The following is a 17576-nucleotide window of genomic DNA, read 5'->3' as shown; positions in this document are numbered from 1 at the left end:
ATTCCCGCTGCACGCTCCAACTTCTCCTTAAGCTTCATTACGCACTTTCTTCCAGCGACACGCTATTCAAAAACTTTCTCCGTTAGTTAAATCCATAGTCATTAAATCTATACTGATTAAACTTATTTTGTTTAAGCTTAGATTGACCAACCAAAGCTATTAACTCCTTAATTCGCTTCGTATTTCTGACACCTATCCAAATCACACATTGCAGTTCAGCTTTTAATGATTTTCAAAATTGTTCCAATTTAATAATCTTGGTCAATATCTGCAAAAATCATTGTGTTAATGTGCGCGCATTAGCAACAACCCATAAATAATAAAAAATGCTTAAAAGCAATGAGTTAACAATTAGCATCGAAGCAATTAATGTCGCGCTAGCAAAAGTTGAAAATGCCAATAAAATTCAGCTAGATACATTGAAAGGTTATGTGAACAGCGAGCCTGAACAGGCTGTACTGGCTTTTCGATCGCTGAATGAAGCAGAGTCAATCGATGACAAGTTTAAAAAGATCATGGCAGAGCTACCGCATCTGAGCGGCGAAGCACACCATCTGCTTGAAACTTCTATCTTGCTACAGTGACTATAAATAAAGATAAGCCTCAGCGAATCCCTCACAGCAAAGCGCTTTAGGTATAAGTTAAGACTTATCTTTAATTTTCTAGCCCTCATTGAATTTCTAATTCAACAAAGCGCTATTGATTAACGTCTAAAGCGTTAACGACTTCACCATACCCGCTTCAGCGTGACCAGGGATATTGCACGCTAACTCTACGTTATTATCACCATGGAAATGCCACAGCAATTGCTTCGCTTTACCCGGCTTAACTGTAACTGTGCTACCCGAGTCATGGGCGTGATTACCCGTGTTTTTCATCATTTCACGGTGCTCTAGCTGCTCTGAAGCAGAACCAATCGAGAATTCGTGATCAATCTTGCCCGTATTCATCACAACAAACTGCACCACGTCGTTTGGCTCAATATCAACCTTGTTCTTAAATGTGATTTTCATATCGTCACTTAACAGAACATGAACCACTTTATCCGGCTTTGCGCCTGTCGCAGGCATACCCACTTCAGACATGCCTTCCATATTCATCATCGAATGGTCCATCTTTCCATCCTTCATCATGCTGTGATCCATTTTTGAATGATCCATCTCTCCACTCTTCATCATCGAGTGGTCCATATTCGAATGGCCACCAGCTGAATGATCCATTGCAGCAAATGCTGTTGAAACGGTGATTGTTAAAGCGATAGTAATTAGTGTCTTTTTCATGGTCGTTCCTTAAATATATTCTGTTTGTTTTGTTGGTTTCACATGTTCATGTAATGCGCCCTTACCTCTCTGTTTTTGGTAAGTAAGGGCTAATAGTCAATACGTTATTTTTTTGTCTCGTTTTGGCTATGCGTAATCTCACGCTGTTTCCAGAGCTTAAAGATTGCAGGCAAAACCAGTAGGGTAAGCAACAGTGCCGACGCCATTCCGCCTATCATCGGCGCGGCAATTCGCTGCATCACTTCAGAGCCCGTTCCCTCGCCATACATAATTGGAATGAGGCCAATGATCACCGTAAGTACTGTCATCATCACTGGGCGAACACGCAGTCCTGCACCCTCACGAATCGCATCCGTTAAGTCTTCACTCTGAAGTTCTTGCTGGTTCTGCTCCGCATCCAATTTTTTGTAGTGCCATGCTTGGTTTAGGTAGACCAACATGATCACACCTATCTCAACAGCTACCCCGGCAAGGGCGATGAAGCCCACCCCCACTGCAATGGAGAAGTTGTAATTGAGGACATGCATCAGCCATAAACCACCCACCATTGCGAGTGGCAATGTCAGCATGATCATCATCACCTCACCGACGCGGCGGAAGCTGAAGTAGAGCAACAACATGATGATGGCGATGGTGATTGGCACAACGACACTCAAACGCTCCTTCGCACGCTCCATGTATTCGTATTGACCAGACCACGCCAATGAATAACCAGCAGGTAAGACGATTTGATCTGTAACGACTGTTTGCGCCTCTGCAACATAAGAACCAAGGTCGCGACCTTCGATGTCAACGAACACCCAACCATTAGGACGCGCGTTCTCCGTCTTAATCATTGGTGGCCCATCTTCATAGCGAATATCTGCAACATCAGATAAAGCAATTCGCGCTCCATTTGGTGTCACTAACGGCAGGTTCTGCAACTTAACGACAGAATCACGATAGCTTTGTGGGTAACGGACATTGATTGGATAACGCTCTAGCCCCTCAACGGTTTCACCCACGTTCATGCCACCAACCGCCGTCGAGATAACCTGTTGCACTTCTTTAATGCTCAAGCCATATCGCGCAGCTGAGCGACGTTTAATGTCTATCGTCACATACCGACCGCCCGCAACACGCTCGGCGTAGACAGAAGCTGTACCACTCACGCCGTTGAGGATGGGTTCAAGTTGCGAACCAATATCTTCAATCACGCTCAGCTCTGGGCCAGCGATTTTGATACCGATTGGGGTTTTGATACCAGTCGCTAACATGTCGATACGGGTTTTGATTGGCATAACCCACGCATTGGTTAAACCTGGGAACTGAATCAGATCATCAAACTCTTTACGCAGAGACTCAGTAGTGACACCGTCACGCCACTCATCTCGCGGTTTAAGCTGAATCACGGTTTCAATCATGGTTAACGGTGCAGGATCGGTTGCTGTCTCTGCTCGACCAATTTTGCCCCACGTGGTTTCGACTTCTGGAATGGTTTTGATGAGCTTATTGGTTTGTTGCAACAACTCACGCGCTTTACCAATTGAAATACCCGGATAGGTGGTTGGCATGTACATCAAATCCCCTTCGTCCAAAGGAGGGATAAACTCGCTACCAAGCTTACTGGTTGGGTAATAAGCAGACGCCATTAAGCCAAGTGCGATAACAATCATCACCTTTGGATATTTTAGGCTGAGGTTCAGAAGCGGTTTGTACATCGCGACCAAACTACGGTTGACTGGGTTTTTGTGTTCCGGCAGCACGTTACCGCGAATGAAGTAACCCATTAGCACAGGCACAAGCGTGATAGCCAAACCAGCGGCTGCCGCCATCGCATACGTCTTGGTAAAGGCAAGTGGCGAGAACATCTTGCCTTCTTGCCCTTCTAGCGCGAACACAGGCACAAAACTCAAGGTAATGATAATCAGAGAGAAGAATAGCGGAGCGCCAACTTCTTCTGCTGCCTTACCAATCACCTGCCAACGGTTTTTGTCAGTGAGCGGAGTCCGTTCAATGTGTTTATGAACGTTCTCGATCATCACGATGGCACCATCCACCATGGCGCCAATCGCAATCGCGATCCCGCCAAGAGACATGATATTGGCGTTAATACCCTGCCAATGCATCACAATGAATGCACCTAAGATACCAACAGGCAGACTTAGTGCGATAACCAACGACGAGCGGATATGGAACAAGAACAGCGCACACACCACGGCGACCACGATGAACTCTTCAGCCAGCTTCTTCCAAAGGTTTTCAACGGCTGAATCAATCAAAGTCGAACGGTCATAAGTCGCGACAATCTCAACACCATCAGGTAAGCCAGCTTTCAGTTCAGCAAGCTTGGTTTTAACCGAGTCGATCACTTCACTGGCATTTTCACCAAAGCGCATCACGATAACGCCGCCAACCGCTTCGCCCTCACCGTTGAGTTCCGAGATACCACGACGCATTTGCGGTCCAAGGTTAATGTCAGCAATATCACCCAGTAACAGCGGTGTGCCTTTGTCTGTTACTTTTAGCGGCAAAGATTGAATGTCTTCAATGCTTGTCAGGTAACCCGTCGTACGAACCATGTGCTCGGCTTCCGCAATCTCAACAACAGACGCACCGGTTTCTTGATTACCATCTTGGATTGCTTTGTTGACCTGTTGAAGTGTTAGGTCATAAGCACGTAATTTGGCCGGATCAATCTGCACTTGATACTGCTTCACCATGCCGCCAACGGTCGCCACTTCAGACACGCCTTCTACGGTTTGCAATTCATACTTCAAGAACCAATCTTGCAAACTACGAAGTTCCGCTAAGTCGTGCTGACCTGTTTTATCTTGCAACACGTAGCTGTAAACCCAGCCCACACCAGTTGCATCGGGTCCTAGTGTTGGCTTGGCACTCGATGGCAAGTTAGGTGCAACTTGGCTTAAGTACTCCAACACTCGTGAACGCGCCCAGTACATATCGGTATCGTCATTGAAGATGATATAGACATAGGAATCACCAAAGAACGAGTAGCCACGAACTGTTTCAGCACCCGGTACAGCTAACATGGCGGTGGTCAATGGATAGGTCACCTGATCCTCGACCACTTGTGGGGCTTGCCCCGGATAACTGGTTTTGATGATCACCTGAACATCTGACAAATCAGGAATGGCATCGACAGGTGTATTTTTAACGCTGTATAAGCCGCCAAATACGATGGCTACAGTAGCAACCAACACTAAGAAGCGGTTGCTAATAGACCAGCGAATGATTGCATTGATCATAGTTCGCCCTCACCCGTGCTATTCGTCGGTTCGAGAGATTTGAGCACATAATCAGAACCTTGCTTCGCCACTAGAAACCGAATGGTTTGACCCTCGGAAAACTCAGATAAATCAAGGTCATCACTGGCTTGGAAATTCATTTCACCCGCTTTCCAATTCCACTCAGGGACTGGCTGATGTTTTACGGTGATCATGCCAAAATCTGCCATCAACATAGTGATGTCACCCGTTACCCAAACTTCGCCAGCGATCTTGTGTTTGTTCACCTTGTAATCCACAACCTCGTACTGCCCTGACTCTGTCTTTCTCATCTCAAAGTCAATTGCCTTACCACGTTGCACGTCACTCATGTCCAAGCCTTCCACAAAGGTGAAATTCATCACCATGCCCGGCCAATCCCATTCTGGAACAGGCTGATGGTTAATCGTCACCATACGGCTGCCTTGCATAACATCGGAAATTTCACCGTTTGCCCATACGGTTTCCGCTTCTTCCTCAACACCATTGATGCGTGACAGATCAGCTGATTGGCTCGATTCAGAATCCAACATGAAGTGTGCAGAAGTGACAATGTTTTCGCCTTGCTCTAGCCCTTGAAGCACCTCTATTTTTTCGCCAGCTTCACGACCAACCTCAATACGAGCAGAGCGATACTTGCCAGAACCTTTTGACATCACCACTCGAGTCATACCACCGGAGTGAATCACCGAAGATCTTGGGATAGTAAGAACGGCTTCATCACTGATGGGTTTCAGCGCAATATTGGCAAACATATTTGGCTTAAGCTCGCCATTTGGATTGGAGAACTTCAAACGAACGCGCAAGGTTCGAGTTTTTGGGTCAAGGATTGGGTACACGTAATCGACATTACCCAACCACTCTTTGCCGGGAATGGCATCTAGCGTCATCACCGCATTGCTGCCTGACGAGATCCAGTGCGCTTGACGCTCAAACACCTCAGCATCAACCCATACCTCGCCTAATGGGCCAGCACTGATCACCGCTTGTGCAGGTGAAAGATAACCACCTTCTCGAATATTCAGGCTAGCGATGACACCATCGGCTGGCGCTTTGATTTCGATGGTTTGCGAGGCTTTCCCTTTACGAGCGATGGATCGTATCTGCGCTTTATCTACACCTAGGGTGACCAAGCGTTCAGTCGAGCCCTTGATCAAACCTTTACGACCCGTTTTATAAGCACTGATCAACTCTTCTTGTGCTTTAACAAGCTCTGGAGAATAGAGTGTGAAAAGTACATCACCTTTGTTTACCTTCTCACCCACTGCGTTGATGTAGAGCTTCTCAACCCAACCAGCTGCTCTTACGTTGGTTTGCCACAATGTACTTTCATCGAACGCCACATAACCCACGGTTTCAATGCGCGGTGATAGCGCTTCTCGTGTGACTTGTGCGGTTTTCACGCCAAGGTTATTTTCCACGGAAGAATCAATAAACACGGTTCCGGGCTTATCTTTAGCTCCGCCGTTCACATCGTCGGCATACACCGGGATAAGATCCATCCCCATTGGCGATTGACCTGGCTTATCACGCTGATAATTTGGGTCCATCGGAGCAACCCAATACAAAGGCTCATCCTTGGTTTGTTTACTTACTTCGGCGCCTGTACTCGTTGCCATTGCTGACATGTTATGTGCTGACCCAACGACAAAGTGATTCACACCAAAACCCATTGCACCACCGACCAATAAAGCGATTGTTGCTACTTTTACTGAACTCATTGTCTATTCCCTTATTGATTGGCTGTGTGTTTAGTTGCGCTTGAATTGAGTTGTGGTTGGTTTACTTGGTATTCAAAGCCACTGACTAACGCCGCCAGTTTGCTGTTAACGATGTTGAGATCGGTGATCAAACGTTGTTGCTCTAACTTAAGCGCCAGCTCATCGGTCGTTGCTAAAATGACATCGTTAAACTGAGCGGTATTGTTTTGATAGCCCCTTTCAACCGCGCTGATTCGTGCTGCGGTTTGAGGAAGCAAGGACGTTTGATAGCGATCTAATCGCTGGATCAGATTTGATCTGTCCACCAGCAATGCATTCACTTGCGCGTTCATTTGGGAAAGTAAGGTGTCTTTTTGAGATTTAGCCGCACCAACTTGATACTGAGCAGCCGATAAGTTTTTATCTTGTCGATTCCCCGTAAACAGCGGAATGTCGACTGTCAGATAAGCACTCACCAAATCAGAAGCAGGTTCACCCGCCATGTTATTGGCTTGGCGGTACGCATACATCACTTCTACCCCAAACTGCGGGGTATAAGCTTGCTCGGCTAACTCAACCTGAGTTTGATTGGAGGAAATACTGACATCGGAGATCTTAACCAAAGGATGGTCAGTCAGTAGCTGGTAGTGCTTGGTTGAATCGGTATTGGTCGCTAATTTGCTTTCTAACAATGACCAATCGATTTGGTTAGTTGCATTCAATGTGCCCTGAGAATCAAGAACCTGAGAGCCTAGCCAATCAGAACCCAACCATTCAGAAAGCTGAGAGATTAAACGTCGTTGAACCTGTTGGTTTGCCTGAAGTTTCTCATCAAGCTTGCTCACTTGAAGCTGAGCATTAAGCAGATCTTGTGCTTCACTTTTACCAATCGAGTAATTGGTTTGTACATAATTTTCAAGCTCAAGCAACAAACGACGATTTTCACGCATAACACCTTCTGCGACTTTCTGGTAACCCAATTCAAGCCAAAGCTGCGTCATGCTATTCGCAACCGTCAATTCTCTTGCTTGCACCTGCAAAGCTAAAGCATCAGCCTGTTGGCCTGCCTTTTTCTGTTGGAGGTTAAGCGTATCGCCACGCTCAAACTGCTGCATCAACCCTACCGATATATTAGTCATCGGGTCTTCGTCGAATTGAAAGCTATCGACAGGCAAACCGCCAAATCCAACTTTCAATTTCGGGTCCATTAAGGTCGCGTTGGCAATGCCCGTTTCTCGCATCGCTTGAGACTGAGCAAAGTACTGTTTGCGATTTCCATCTTCGCTTAAAGCAATCTCAATCAGTGTATTGAGTTGCTGCGTCGAACTTGCTTGGTCATGTGCTGAAATATCTTGAGCATTTGAAGCTGACGCAGTGGTAGCCGCGAGCGTAGCACTTGAAAACAAGGCCATAGGCAAGGCAGCAGCAACCACTAAGCTCGTGTTCATGACAAACACAGAGGTTGTTGGTTTCATATTCACAATGAATGTCCATATCTAACGCTAATTAGCGCATAAAAAAGAATGGCTTATCAGATTTATCTAACTGATAGAGCTGTATTTTTAGATATAGATTTATGCGGAAGGTGGGCGTAGCAAAGATTGTGCACGTGCGACTTTCTGCCCAATAATGACAGATTGAAAACGAGCTAAAGAAGAGACAAATGGATTCGCGACTTGAACAGCCTGAATTGGATAGCAAGTTGCAGAACATACTGAGGCGCAGCAATCGGCACCCGAACAATGGTTACCCATCATGTGGTCGCTGTCTTCGCTCATTGAAGACATATCGCATTGAGCCATCAAAGCATGGGCACTCATGTTAGAGTCTTCAGCGTGTACTTCTTCACTCATCACATGACACCCTGCCATTGAATCATTAACCGAAGTATCGCTGTGGTAACAAGCCGACTTGCTAGACCCCATTTCCATCATCATTACTTCAGTCATCAAGGCTGAGGAGCTTGAGGCATAGCTAGACATCAACATCGCAATGATGCTGAAAACAATAATCCAAGTTTTTCGGAATGTGTTTGTCATAGTTTACCTTTGAATTTACAACGCAACTATAAACGTTCCCCTTAGGGTAAGGTCAATGTCATTGTGCCGATATTTACCTGACCGTTGAAAAAGTATTCATCCTCTCTTTCATCAAAACGAGATAATTCTTCGACTTTACAGTTTTTTTCTTTAAAAATTATCCAATTAGCTAGCGAAACCTCTATCTGTGTATTTTACTTAATATAGTGCAACCACGATTCACGGATGAGAAAAATGGCTAACAAAAAAAACGTCGAAGCAAACAAGAAAAATACAGAAATCAAAAATAAGAAAAGTAACGAGCTAGAACAAAAGAAACCAACACAAAAAAAGAAGCGCAGACTGCATTCACACCTAAAAGTTAATATCCCACTTTTTCAATCACTCATGATGATACTGCCATCATTGGCTAAACACGCGTCTGCCCAGGGTGCAGACAGCTCGGGCGATACCGTAGATCAGCTACCCGTAAATAACGTGACAGAAAAAGATGTCAGCGACGACCATGGAAAAACAGACTCATCAGCGGTTGCTCTCCAAGAAGCTCAGACGAGTGACAACGACGTAAACTCAACCTTAAGTGCAAGTCATGCCGCCCATGGTTCGAGCTCTCACTTGGTTCCTTCTCATCATTTATCGACGCTTTCTCACCCGCAAGTCCATTACATTCCTTCGGTATCGATGCCGACTATCTCCTCAGGAAGTAACGGTCAGCCGATTCATTCGAATGCGCCTACGACGCCCGCTTTACCCGTCACCTTTATGCCAGAAGTCATAAAAGGTACGTACGGAGAGCTTCATGTTGATGCAAATGGTCAATACACATTCGTATTGAATCCAAATTCTCCTCAATACATCCTGTTAAATCAGCACCAACCAGGTACTGACCATTTTGCGTTACATCTATCTAATGGCTCGAGCATCATTGTTCAGATACCGGTAACAGGTAAGCAAGACACGCCAAATATTTCTGGAGACTTAACAGGTGTGGTAACAGAAGATCACAATATTGATTCACAAGGCTTGTTACATGCGAACGGCAAAATCGATGTCATAGACCCTGACCAAAATGAAAGTTCGGTTACGCCGGAAGTTATCTCAGGTAAATATGGTTCATTAACTATCGATGCTGATGGACATTGGCAGTATCAAGTTGATAACTCGCTCTCTAATGTTCAAGCTTTAACCGCAGCCACTTCACTGCATGAAAGTTTCACAATTCACACCAAAGATGGCACACCGCAAACGATCGATATGACGATTGGCGGAAACGACGACAATGCCGTAATTACGGGTGTGGATGCTGGCAGGTTAACTGAAGATTTAACGACACAAGTTCAAGGGCAGCTTTCGGTAACGGACTCTGATCTTGGAGAGGACCACTTTCAAGCCTCACAAGTGACTAGTAATTTCGGTACGCTAAGCATCACCAAAGACGGTGCGTGGACATACAGTTTAGACAACAATAACCCAGTAGTTCAAAGACTTGGCCAAGGTTCAACTGCGACAGACATCGTCACTGTTCACTCAGCTGATGGCACAGCGCATCAAGTTATGGTTACGATTAATGGCACCAACGACCATGCGGTAATCACGAGTAGTACAGCAAATTCACCAAGTTCGTTTTTGGCTATCGGGAAAAGTAATGGCTCAAGCCAAGTTACTGAAGATAAAAACCTAACGGTTTCGGGCCAACTCAACATCACCGATATCGACTCAAAAGAGGCGCATTTTTCTAATTCCGACCTCAAGGGGACACTGGGTACTTTACACCTTAAAGACAATGGCGATTGGACCTATGACCTAGATAATAAAAAACCACAAGTTCAAGCTCTTGGTCAAGGTTCTGCGACAACAGACATCATAACCATCCACTCCGCCGACGGCACTCCTCATCAAATTACAATTACCGTTATCGGCACCAATGATAAAGCCGTGATAAGCGGAACAAGTGCTGGAGTGGTAACCGAAGAGTCCCAACTTCAGACCTCGGGCACACTTGCGGTAACGGATGTGGATACTGGCGAGGCACACTTCTCTCACACCGATATCGTAGGCTCGTTTGGTACGCTTCATCTGACCGATACTGGTTCTTGGACGTACGATCTTGATAATAAAAACCCTGCCGTTCAAGCATTAGGTAAAGGAGCAACCGCTACCGACACCATCACGGTTCAATCTGCTGATGGCACGCCGCATCAAGTGACTATCACAGTAAATGGCACTAATGACAAAGCTACTGTCAGCAGTGCGACCGTTGCCATCGATGAAACCGACAAAGCGGTAACGACTTCAGGAACATTAACCAGCACCGATGTCGATAATCCGGATAATGCGTTCACTCCAGACTCCATTGCAGGCACAAATGGCGACCTCAACATTGATGCCAATGGTCACTGGGTATTCACCGCTAACAGCGCGTTTAATCAATTGAATGTCGGCGACAAGATCGAAGAGACCTTCACTGTCTCGTCTATTGATGGCACAGCGTCAACGATCAAAGTGACAATTAATGGCACCAATGATAAAGCGACGGTCAGTACCGCAACGGTCAGTGTGGATGAAACCGACAAAGCGGTAACTACCTCAGGTACGCTAACCAGTACTGACGTGGATAATCCAGATAATACCTTCACACCCGATTCCATTTCCGGTACCAACGGTGACCTGACTATTGATGCCAATGGTCATTGGGTATTCACCGCCAACAGCGCGTTTAATCAACTGAACGTCGGCGATAAAGTCGAAGAAACCTTTACCGTCACTTCCGTTGATGGCACCCCTTCGACCATTAAAGTCACGATTAACGGTACTAACGATGCAGCGACAGTCAGTACCGCAACAGTCAGTGTGGATGAAACGGACAGCGCTATAACAACTTCTGGAACCCTCACCAGTACTGACGTGGATAACCCAGACAACACGTTTACGCCGGATTCTATTTCAGGCACCAACGGTGACCTGACTATTGATGCCAATGGTCATTGGTTGTTCACCGCCAACAGTGCGTTTGATCAATTGAACGTCGGCGATAAAGTCGAAGAAACCTTCACTGTCTCGTCTATTGATGGCACACCTTCGACCATTAAAGTCACGATTAACGGCACTAACGACGCCGCTACTGTCAGCAGTGCGACCGTCGCCATCGATGAAACCGACAGAGCGGTAACCACCTCAGGCACCCTAACCAGTATCGACGTGGATAACCCAGACAATGCGTTCACACCCGATTCCATTTCCGGTACCAACGGTGATCTCACCATTGATGCCAATGGTCATTGGGTATTCACAGCTAACAGCGCGTTTAATCAATTGAATGTCGCCGATAAAGTCGAAGAGACCTTCACTGTCTCGTCTATTGATGGCACAACGTCAACGGTCAAAGTGACGATTAACGGCACTAACGACGCCGCTACTGTCAGTAGCGCGACCGTTGCCATCGATGAAACCGACAAAGCAGTAACGACTTCAGGAACATTGACCAGTACCGACGTGGATAATCAAGATAATGCGTTTACACCGGATTCGATTACTGGCACCAACGGTGACCTGACTATTGATGCCAATGGTCATTGGTTCTTCACCGCCAACAGCGCGTTTAATCAATTGAATGTCGGCGATAAAGTCGAAGAGACCTTCACGGTATCGTCGGTTGATGGCACACCCTCGACCATCAAAGTGACGATTAATGGCACCAATGACCGCCCTACTATCTCAGGTACCTCAAGTGGCGCGGTGATCGAACAGGGCTTGAACACGGCAGGAAACCCCGATGCGACAGGGAGCTTAATCGCGACTGATATAGATAAGTCCGACACCGTTACGTGGGCAATCAATCAACCCCAAGGTCAATGGGGAACGCTGTCGATTGATCAGCATGGTCATTGGCACTATCAGCTAGACAATTCAACCGGCGGTGCCGCGGATAAACTCGCGGCTGGTGAACATCAGTCTGAATCATTCTGGATCACCGCTACCGATTCAACAGGAGCGACAGTCCCTCATAAAGTCGTTATCGATGTGCAAGGCAGCAACGACAAACCAATTGTCAGTGCGTGGACTCAGCTTCCTGCGGGTAAAGAGGATCAACCCGTAACCATCAAGGCTTCTGACTTGCTAACACATGCAAGCGATGTGGATAGTAGCGATGTATTGCACGTGACAAATTTGCAAGCGACACACGGTAGCCTGACTGATAATAAAGATGGCACTTATACCTTCACGCCAGATAAAGATTTCAATGGTGAGATTCGACTCACCTATGATGTGGTTGACGGCCATGGGGGCAGCGTCAGCACTCAAGCTAAGTTTGATCTTATCGCAACTCCAGATAACGCGATTATTACCGACGCACAAGCCAATGCAGACTTACGGGGAGTAACTGAAGATCGCGGCTATATAGATACCCACTACCAACTGCATTACGACGGCAGATTAAACATCCAAGACCCTGATAAGGGAGAGGCACAGTTTGATCCGAATATAGGCTCACAAACCTATCAAGGTATTGGCTACGACACCAAACTGGGTGGGCACATACTGCTCATGCGCGACGGTCACTACACCTATACCCTCGACAACCGCAATATACAGAACTTAGCGCAAGGCGAAGTTAAACACGATTCAGCCATTATACGCTCAGCAGATGGTACAACACACACGATAGAGCTAACGGTTCATGGTACCAACGATGCCCCAACCATCAATGCTCAGTCCCACTCAGTGACTGAAGGTGAAAGCGTTCTAAATGGACAAATGGTTGGCCAAGATATTGATACCGGTGCGGCCTTGACTTACAGCGCACCGCAGATTGATGGCTTGGTGGTTAGTCCGGACGGCAGTTATAGCTTCGATCCTGCTCACTCTAGCTATCAATCGTTAGCATCAGGTGTCACGAAGACATTGACTGTTCCAGTAACAGTCACAGACGAGCATAATGCGAGCAGCACTCAAAACCTCTCAATAACGATTACAGGGGTTAATAATTCTGCCGTTATCGGCGGTGTCTATACTGGAGATGTTCATGAAGGGCATACCTATACAGCACCAGATGGTACAATGTCTGGTGGCTACGTCGATGATCGCTCACCAGATCATATGCATGGAAACATCGGCAAATTATGGAACGACGAAATACACACTGATGGTCACCTGAACATTGTTGATCCAGACTCCGGTGAAAGCCATGCCCAAACCGGCGTTTATTACGGCACTCATGGTCGTGTCATACTTCAGAGTAACGGAGATTGGAGCTACTACGCTTCCATAGGCCAAGACGCAACAGGTAGAAAGATTGATCACCTCGGCCAAGGTGAATCGATAACGGATACTGTCACCGTCAAATCGGCTGATGGCACCACTCACGATATTGTTGTCACCGTTCATGGCGATAACGACCGTCCGTATTGTTCTGGTGAAGTGCAACTGAACAGCGGTAAAGAAGATCTTGCTCAAACCATCACAGCAACCGAGCTAATCGCTAATACTGTTGACGTAGACGCCAACGATGCAGGTAAGCTCACTATCGCTAATTTGCATGCTGACCATGGCTCGATTCAAGACAATCACGATGGAACCTTCACCTTCACTCCAAGCCACAATTACAACGGCAGCGTCCACTTCACCTACGATGTGAAAGACGCGCATGGTGGTACAACACACACTGGCGCATCAACCACGCTCGCGGCAGTGGGTGATGCTGCAATTATCACTGGCGTTGATACTGGTTCAATAACCGAAAACAGCGCGGGTGTCGACATGTCACCTGACTATGCTCAACCAGGCATAGCCACACTTGGCAATAAAACGCTGTATGCCGATGGCAAGCTGACCATTACAGACCCCGATGTAGGCGAGTCAGGATTTGAACGCCAAGGTAGCAATGGTTACGACTACCACGGTACCTATGGAGATCTGATTCTACAAAATGACGGTACATGGCATTATCACGCCGATGCCGGGCATCTATCAGGTATAGGTGCTAGACCCACAACGCGTGGCACTGCAATTGACCAACTTGGTGAAGGGCAAAGCTTAACCGATACGATTACAGTCCATTCAAAAGATGGTACAACACACGATATTGTCATCACCATTCACGGCAGTAACGACAGACCTTACTGTTCATCTGAAGTGGTGCTTGCAAATGGCAGTGAAGATACACGCCAAACCTTAACCACCGCGCAACTGTTAGCGAATACCGTCGATGTGGATGCCAATGACGCCGGTAAACTAACCATTGAAAACCTGCATGCTGACCATGGATCCATTCTAAACAATGCCGATGGCACGTTTACCTTTACCCCAGAAAAAGACTATAACGGCGATGTACACTTTAGCTATGACGTTAAGGATGCCCACGGTGGTATTACACATACAGGTGCAACCACCAACTTAGCTGCGGTTAACGACAACCCTGATGTGACGCCTTTAACCGACAGTGTCAGTGAGGGGGCCGATAATCATCACACCCTCAATCTGCTAGTAGGCGCCACAGATAAAGAGGGCGACGCTTTAACCATCAGCCACCTTGAATATGCCATCGATGGTCAACCTCAGTCGGGCCAACTTCCAACGGGCATTACCTTAGATGCTGATGGGCATACGTTAATTGTTGATGCCACTGATCCCGCATTTAATCATTTGGCAAATGGTCAGTCGCAACAAATCGCTATCACCTATCAAGTAGAAGATGGCCATGGTGGAAGTACGCAACAAACCGCCACGCTTACGATTGCCGGGACAGATGATAAAGCCACACTGGTTTCTAATGTCATTCAGCTCACTGAAACACAAGCGCTGGATAGTGAATTTAAATTCTATAGAGGCCAGCTTCAGCTAATTGACCCTGATAGTGGTGATAACACTCAGTTTGTTTTTAGCGGGAAGTATTTAGGCCAAGGGGTTGAGCCTGGTCACCTTGATGTTTGGCCTAATGGCACTTATCAATTCAGATTAGAAGCTGTTACCAATCGTCATGCGGACGATCTCATTGGTAGCCTACATGCTGGCGAGTCGATGGAGCTCCCCTACGAAATCGAAACCAATGATGGTCAAAAGCTCACCATTATGGTGAAGGTGACCGGTGAAGATAACCAAGCAAAAATTGAAGTAACGCCCTACTCCAGCCTCAATAATCATGTTTACGAAGATCACACTTCCTTTGGCAATACCACTAATCAGCTCAGCAGTGGTGGCACGTTACACGTGATTGACCCCGATCACGACCAAGCCGGTTTTATTGCACAAACCATCACCACCGCCGAAGGTGGTCGGTTCAATATCAACGCAAAGGGCCATTGGTCATACGATATTGACAATGATAAAGTCCAACATTTAGGCGCAGGGGAAAGCTTCCAGCAAACCTTTACCGTTGAATCTATTGATGGCAGTGCTAAAAAAGATATCACAGTGACCGTTCATGGCACCAATGATGCCCCAGTTGCATCAGCTGAAGTACGTTTAGCGAATGGCTTAGAAGATACCCAGATAGTCCTCACCCCAGCACAGCTACTGGCCAATTCTAGCGATGTTGACGACAACGATATTGGCAAATTATCCATTGAAAACCTACAGGCTGACCACGGTGCTATTGCATTAAATGCCGATGGCACCTTCACGTTTACCCCAGATAAAGACTATAACGGCCAAGTGCATTTTAGCTATGATGTTAAAGATGCTCACGGTGGTGTGACCCACACTGGCGCATCAACAACACTCTCGGCAGTTGGCGATGCTGCGATCTTCACCGGAGATAAAAGCGGTCAAATAACAGAAGATCGCCACGTACAAGGTGATGCCCAACATACGATATTTGTCACTGGCGTGTTGAATGTTATCGATCCTGATGCCGGTGAAGATCATTTTTACGACACTCGTAATGCCCATGCGATCAGTGATCCCTATGGCGGTCATCTGACCATTGGAAAAGCCGGTGATTGGGCTTATTCGGTTCCCAATGCCAATATTCAGCACTTAGCGGCAGGGCAAGTCGAGCAGGTTCAATATGAAGTAACGACCGCTGGTGGTGATAAACAAATTATTACCATCAATGTGCATGGCACTAATGATAAACCAACAGTTTCTGAAGTTATCGCAGGTGCACATAACATTGATGAAGATGTTGCAAATGCGACCTCTGGGCAAATTATTATCAGCGATGTTGATCATAGCGATCAACATTCTGTCAGTATTGATAGCCAACATCAGCCACAGTATGGTTCTGTTACCTATAATAGCAATACACAAACTTGGGTCTACACACTTAATAACAGCAATAGCCATGTTAATGCTTTAAATAATGGTGAACAATTGACCGATAAGTTTTCTCTATTAGTCGATGATGGACACGGGGGCATTACAACTCAAGAAGTTGAAATGCGCATTGATGGACACAGCGATGTTCCACCAATGCCAACCCTAGTTGCCCCTGCAAAAATTACCGGCAGTGCAGGCAATCAGGACCTGCATGCCTCAATCGGAATTCCTCCAATTATTCACCAAGGAACGCCTACGCCAATGACAGGCTGGGGAATATCAGATCACCACGGACACTCTCTCACTGCATTACACGGTCAATTTGGTACTTTGCATGTCAATCCTGCAACCGGAGAGTTGAGTTACGATTACCAACAAACTTCATCAGGCGTCGTTAAGACACATACAGGAGGCTCTTACGGTAGTGGTACAGACGAAACCGACTCGTTTGTTTTAACCCTAGGAGGCGATCAAAACTCACAAGTCGCGGTGCACCTACATTTGCACTCGCAATCCGTCCATGGAAACAGCGGACATCACATTGACCAAACCACACTAACTGGCATGGATTTATCGCCAATCGCTCCACCACCTCCTCCAGCACCCGGCATGAGCCAAGCGGATGAACCGGATGCCTCTTTCAGCACCCCTGATGAAGTTACTCTTAATTTTGATGAGGTGACGGCAAACCTAGAACATACAGCGATAGGCGAACACGAACAGCGTTCTGGTGCCCATGCTTACCTAGACGCTCTGGGTATTAATGCTGACTCGCCGTCTATAGATTCACCGTCACACAATGTACCAGTAGCGCATGATATCGATATCATTTTCAGTGATGCCGAGAGTGCTTATGGGGCTGAGCAAACTGACGATGGTATGAGTGATGGGCTGTCTCACCATACCGATAACCCATCTATTGATGATTCTTTACACCATCATAATGACGTTGACGGACTGCCTGACATAGACCCAAATAACTAGAACATCACCCCTTCGGTTAGATAAAAAAAGGAGCACGGCATGTGCTCCTTT

The 17576-nt window shown here is 46.6% G+C and carries 7 protein-coding genes; 2 read left to right on the top strand and 5 right to left on the bottom strand.

Features of this window, described 5'->3' with window-relative positions; all coding sequences use genetic code 11:
* Positions 1-326: 326 nt before the first annotated feature.
* A complete protein-coding gene (locus AB4558_RS13680; protein WP_102320742.1) occupies positions 327-584 on the top strand; it encodes a hypothetical protein in 258 nt (85 codons plus the stop codon).
* 126 nt (positions 585-710) lie between these two features.
* On the opposite strand, the gene AB4558_RS13675 is transcribed toward AB4558_RS13680, so the two are convergent.
* The 5 genes from AB4558_RS13675 to AB4558_RS13655 form a co-directional block, all read right to left on the bottom strand.
* Complete coding sequence (locus AB4558_RS13675) at positions 711-1280, bottom strand: cupredoxin family protein (RefSeq protein WP_372074761.1); 570 nt, start codon at positions 1278-1280, stop codon at positions 711-713.
* A gap of 104 nt (positions 1281-1384) precedes the next feature.
* Positions 1385-4528 carry an efflux RND transporter permease subunit gene (locus AB4558_RS13670; RefSeq protein WP_372074759.1) on the bottom strand — a complete coding sequence of 1048 codons (3144 nt, stop codon included), beginning with the start codon at positions 4526-4528 and terminating at the stop codon, positions 1385-1387.
* The gene (locus AB4558_RS13665) at positions 4525-6267 is read right to left on the bottom strand and encodes an efflux RND transporter periplasmic adaptor subunit (protein WP_372074757.1); all 1743 of its coding nucleotides are present in this window, start codon (positions 6265-6267) and stop codon (positions 4525-4527) included. Before AB4558_RS13665 ends, AB4558_RS13670 begins: the two co-directional genes overlap by 4 nt.
* A gap of 11 nt (positions 6268-6278) precedes the next feature.
* Positions 6279-7721 (bottom strand): TolC family protein, encoded by a 1443-nt coding sequence (locus AB4558_RS13660; protein WP_372074799.1) that lies wholly within the window; start codon positions 7719-7721, stop codon positions 6279-6281.
* 99 nt (positions 7722-7820) lie between these two features.
* Complete coding sequence (locus tag AB4558_RS13655) at positions 7821-8285, bottom strand: hypothetical protein (RefSeq protein ID WP_372074755.1); 465 nt, start codon at positions 8283-8285, stop codon at positions 7821-7823.
* A 234-nt stretch (positions 8286-8519) separates the two neighbouring features.
* Between AB4558_RS13655 and AB4558_RS13650 the strand changes: the two genes are divergently transcribed.
* Positions 8520-17525 (top strand): VCBS domain-containing protein, encoded by a 9006-nt coding sequence (locus tag AB4558_RS13650; protein WP_372158868.1) that lies wholly within the window; start codon positions 8520-8522, stop codon positions 17523-17525.
* Positions 17526-17576: the final 51 nt, after the last annotated feature.

Origin of the sequence: Vibrio sp. 10N.222.51.C5 (assembly GCF_041474575.1) — a bacterium.
In the GTDB taxonomy this organism is placed as follows: domain Bacteria; phylum Pseudomonadota; class Gammaproteobacteria; order Enterobacterales; family Vibrionaceae; genus Vibrio; species Vibrio crassostreae_C.
Note: the sequence above shows the minus strand (reverse complement) of the source record. Positions and strands in the feature narration are given on the sequence as shown.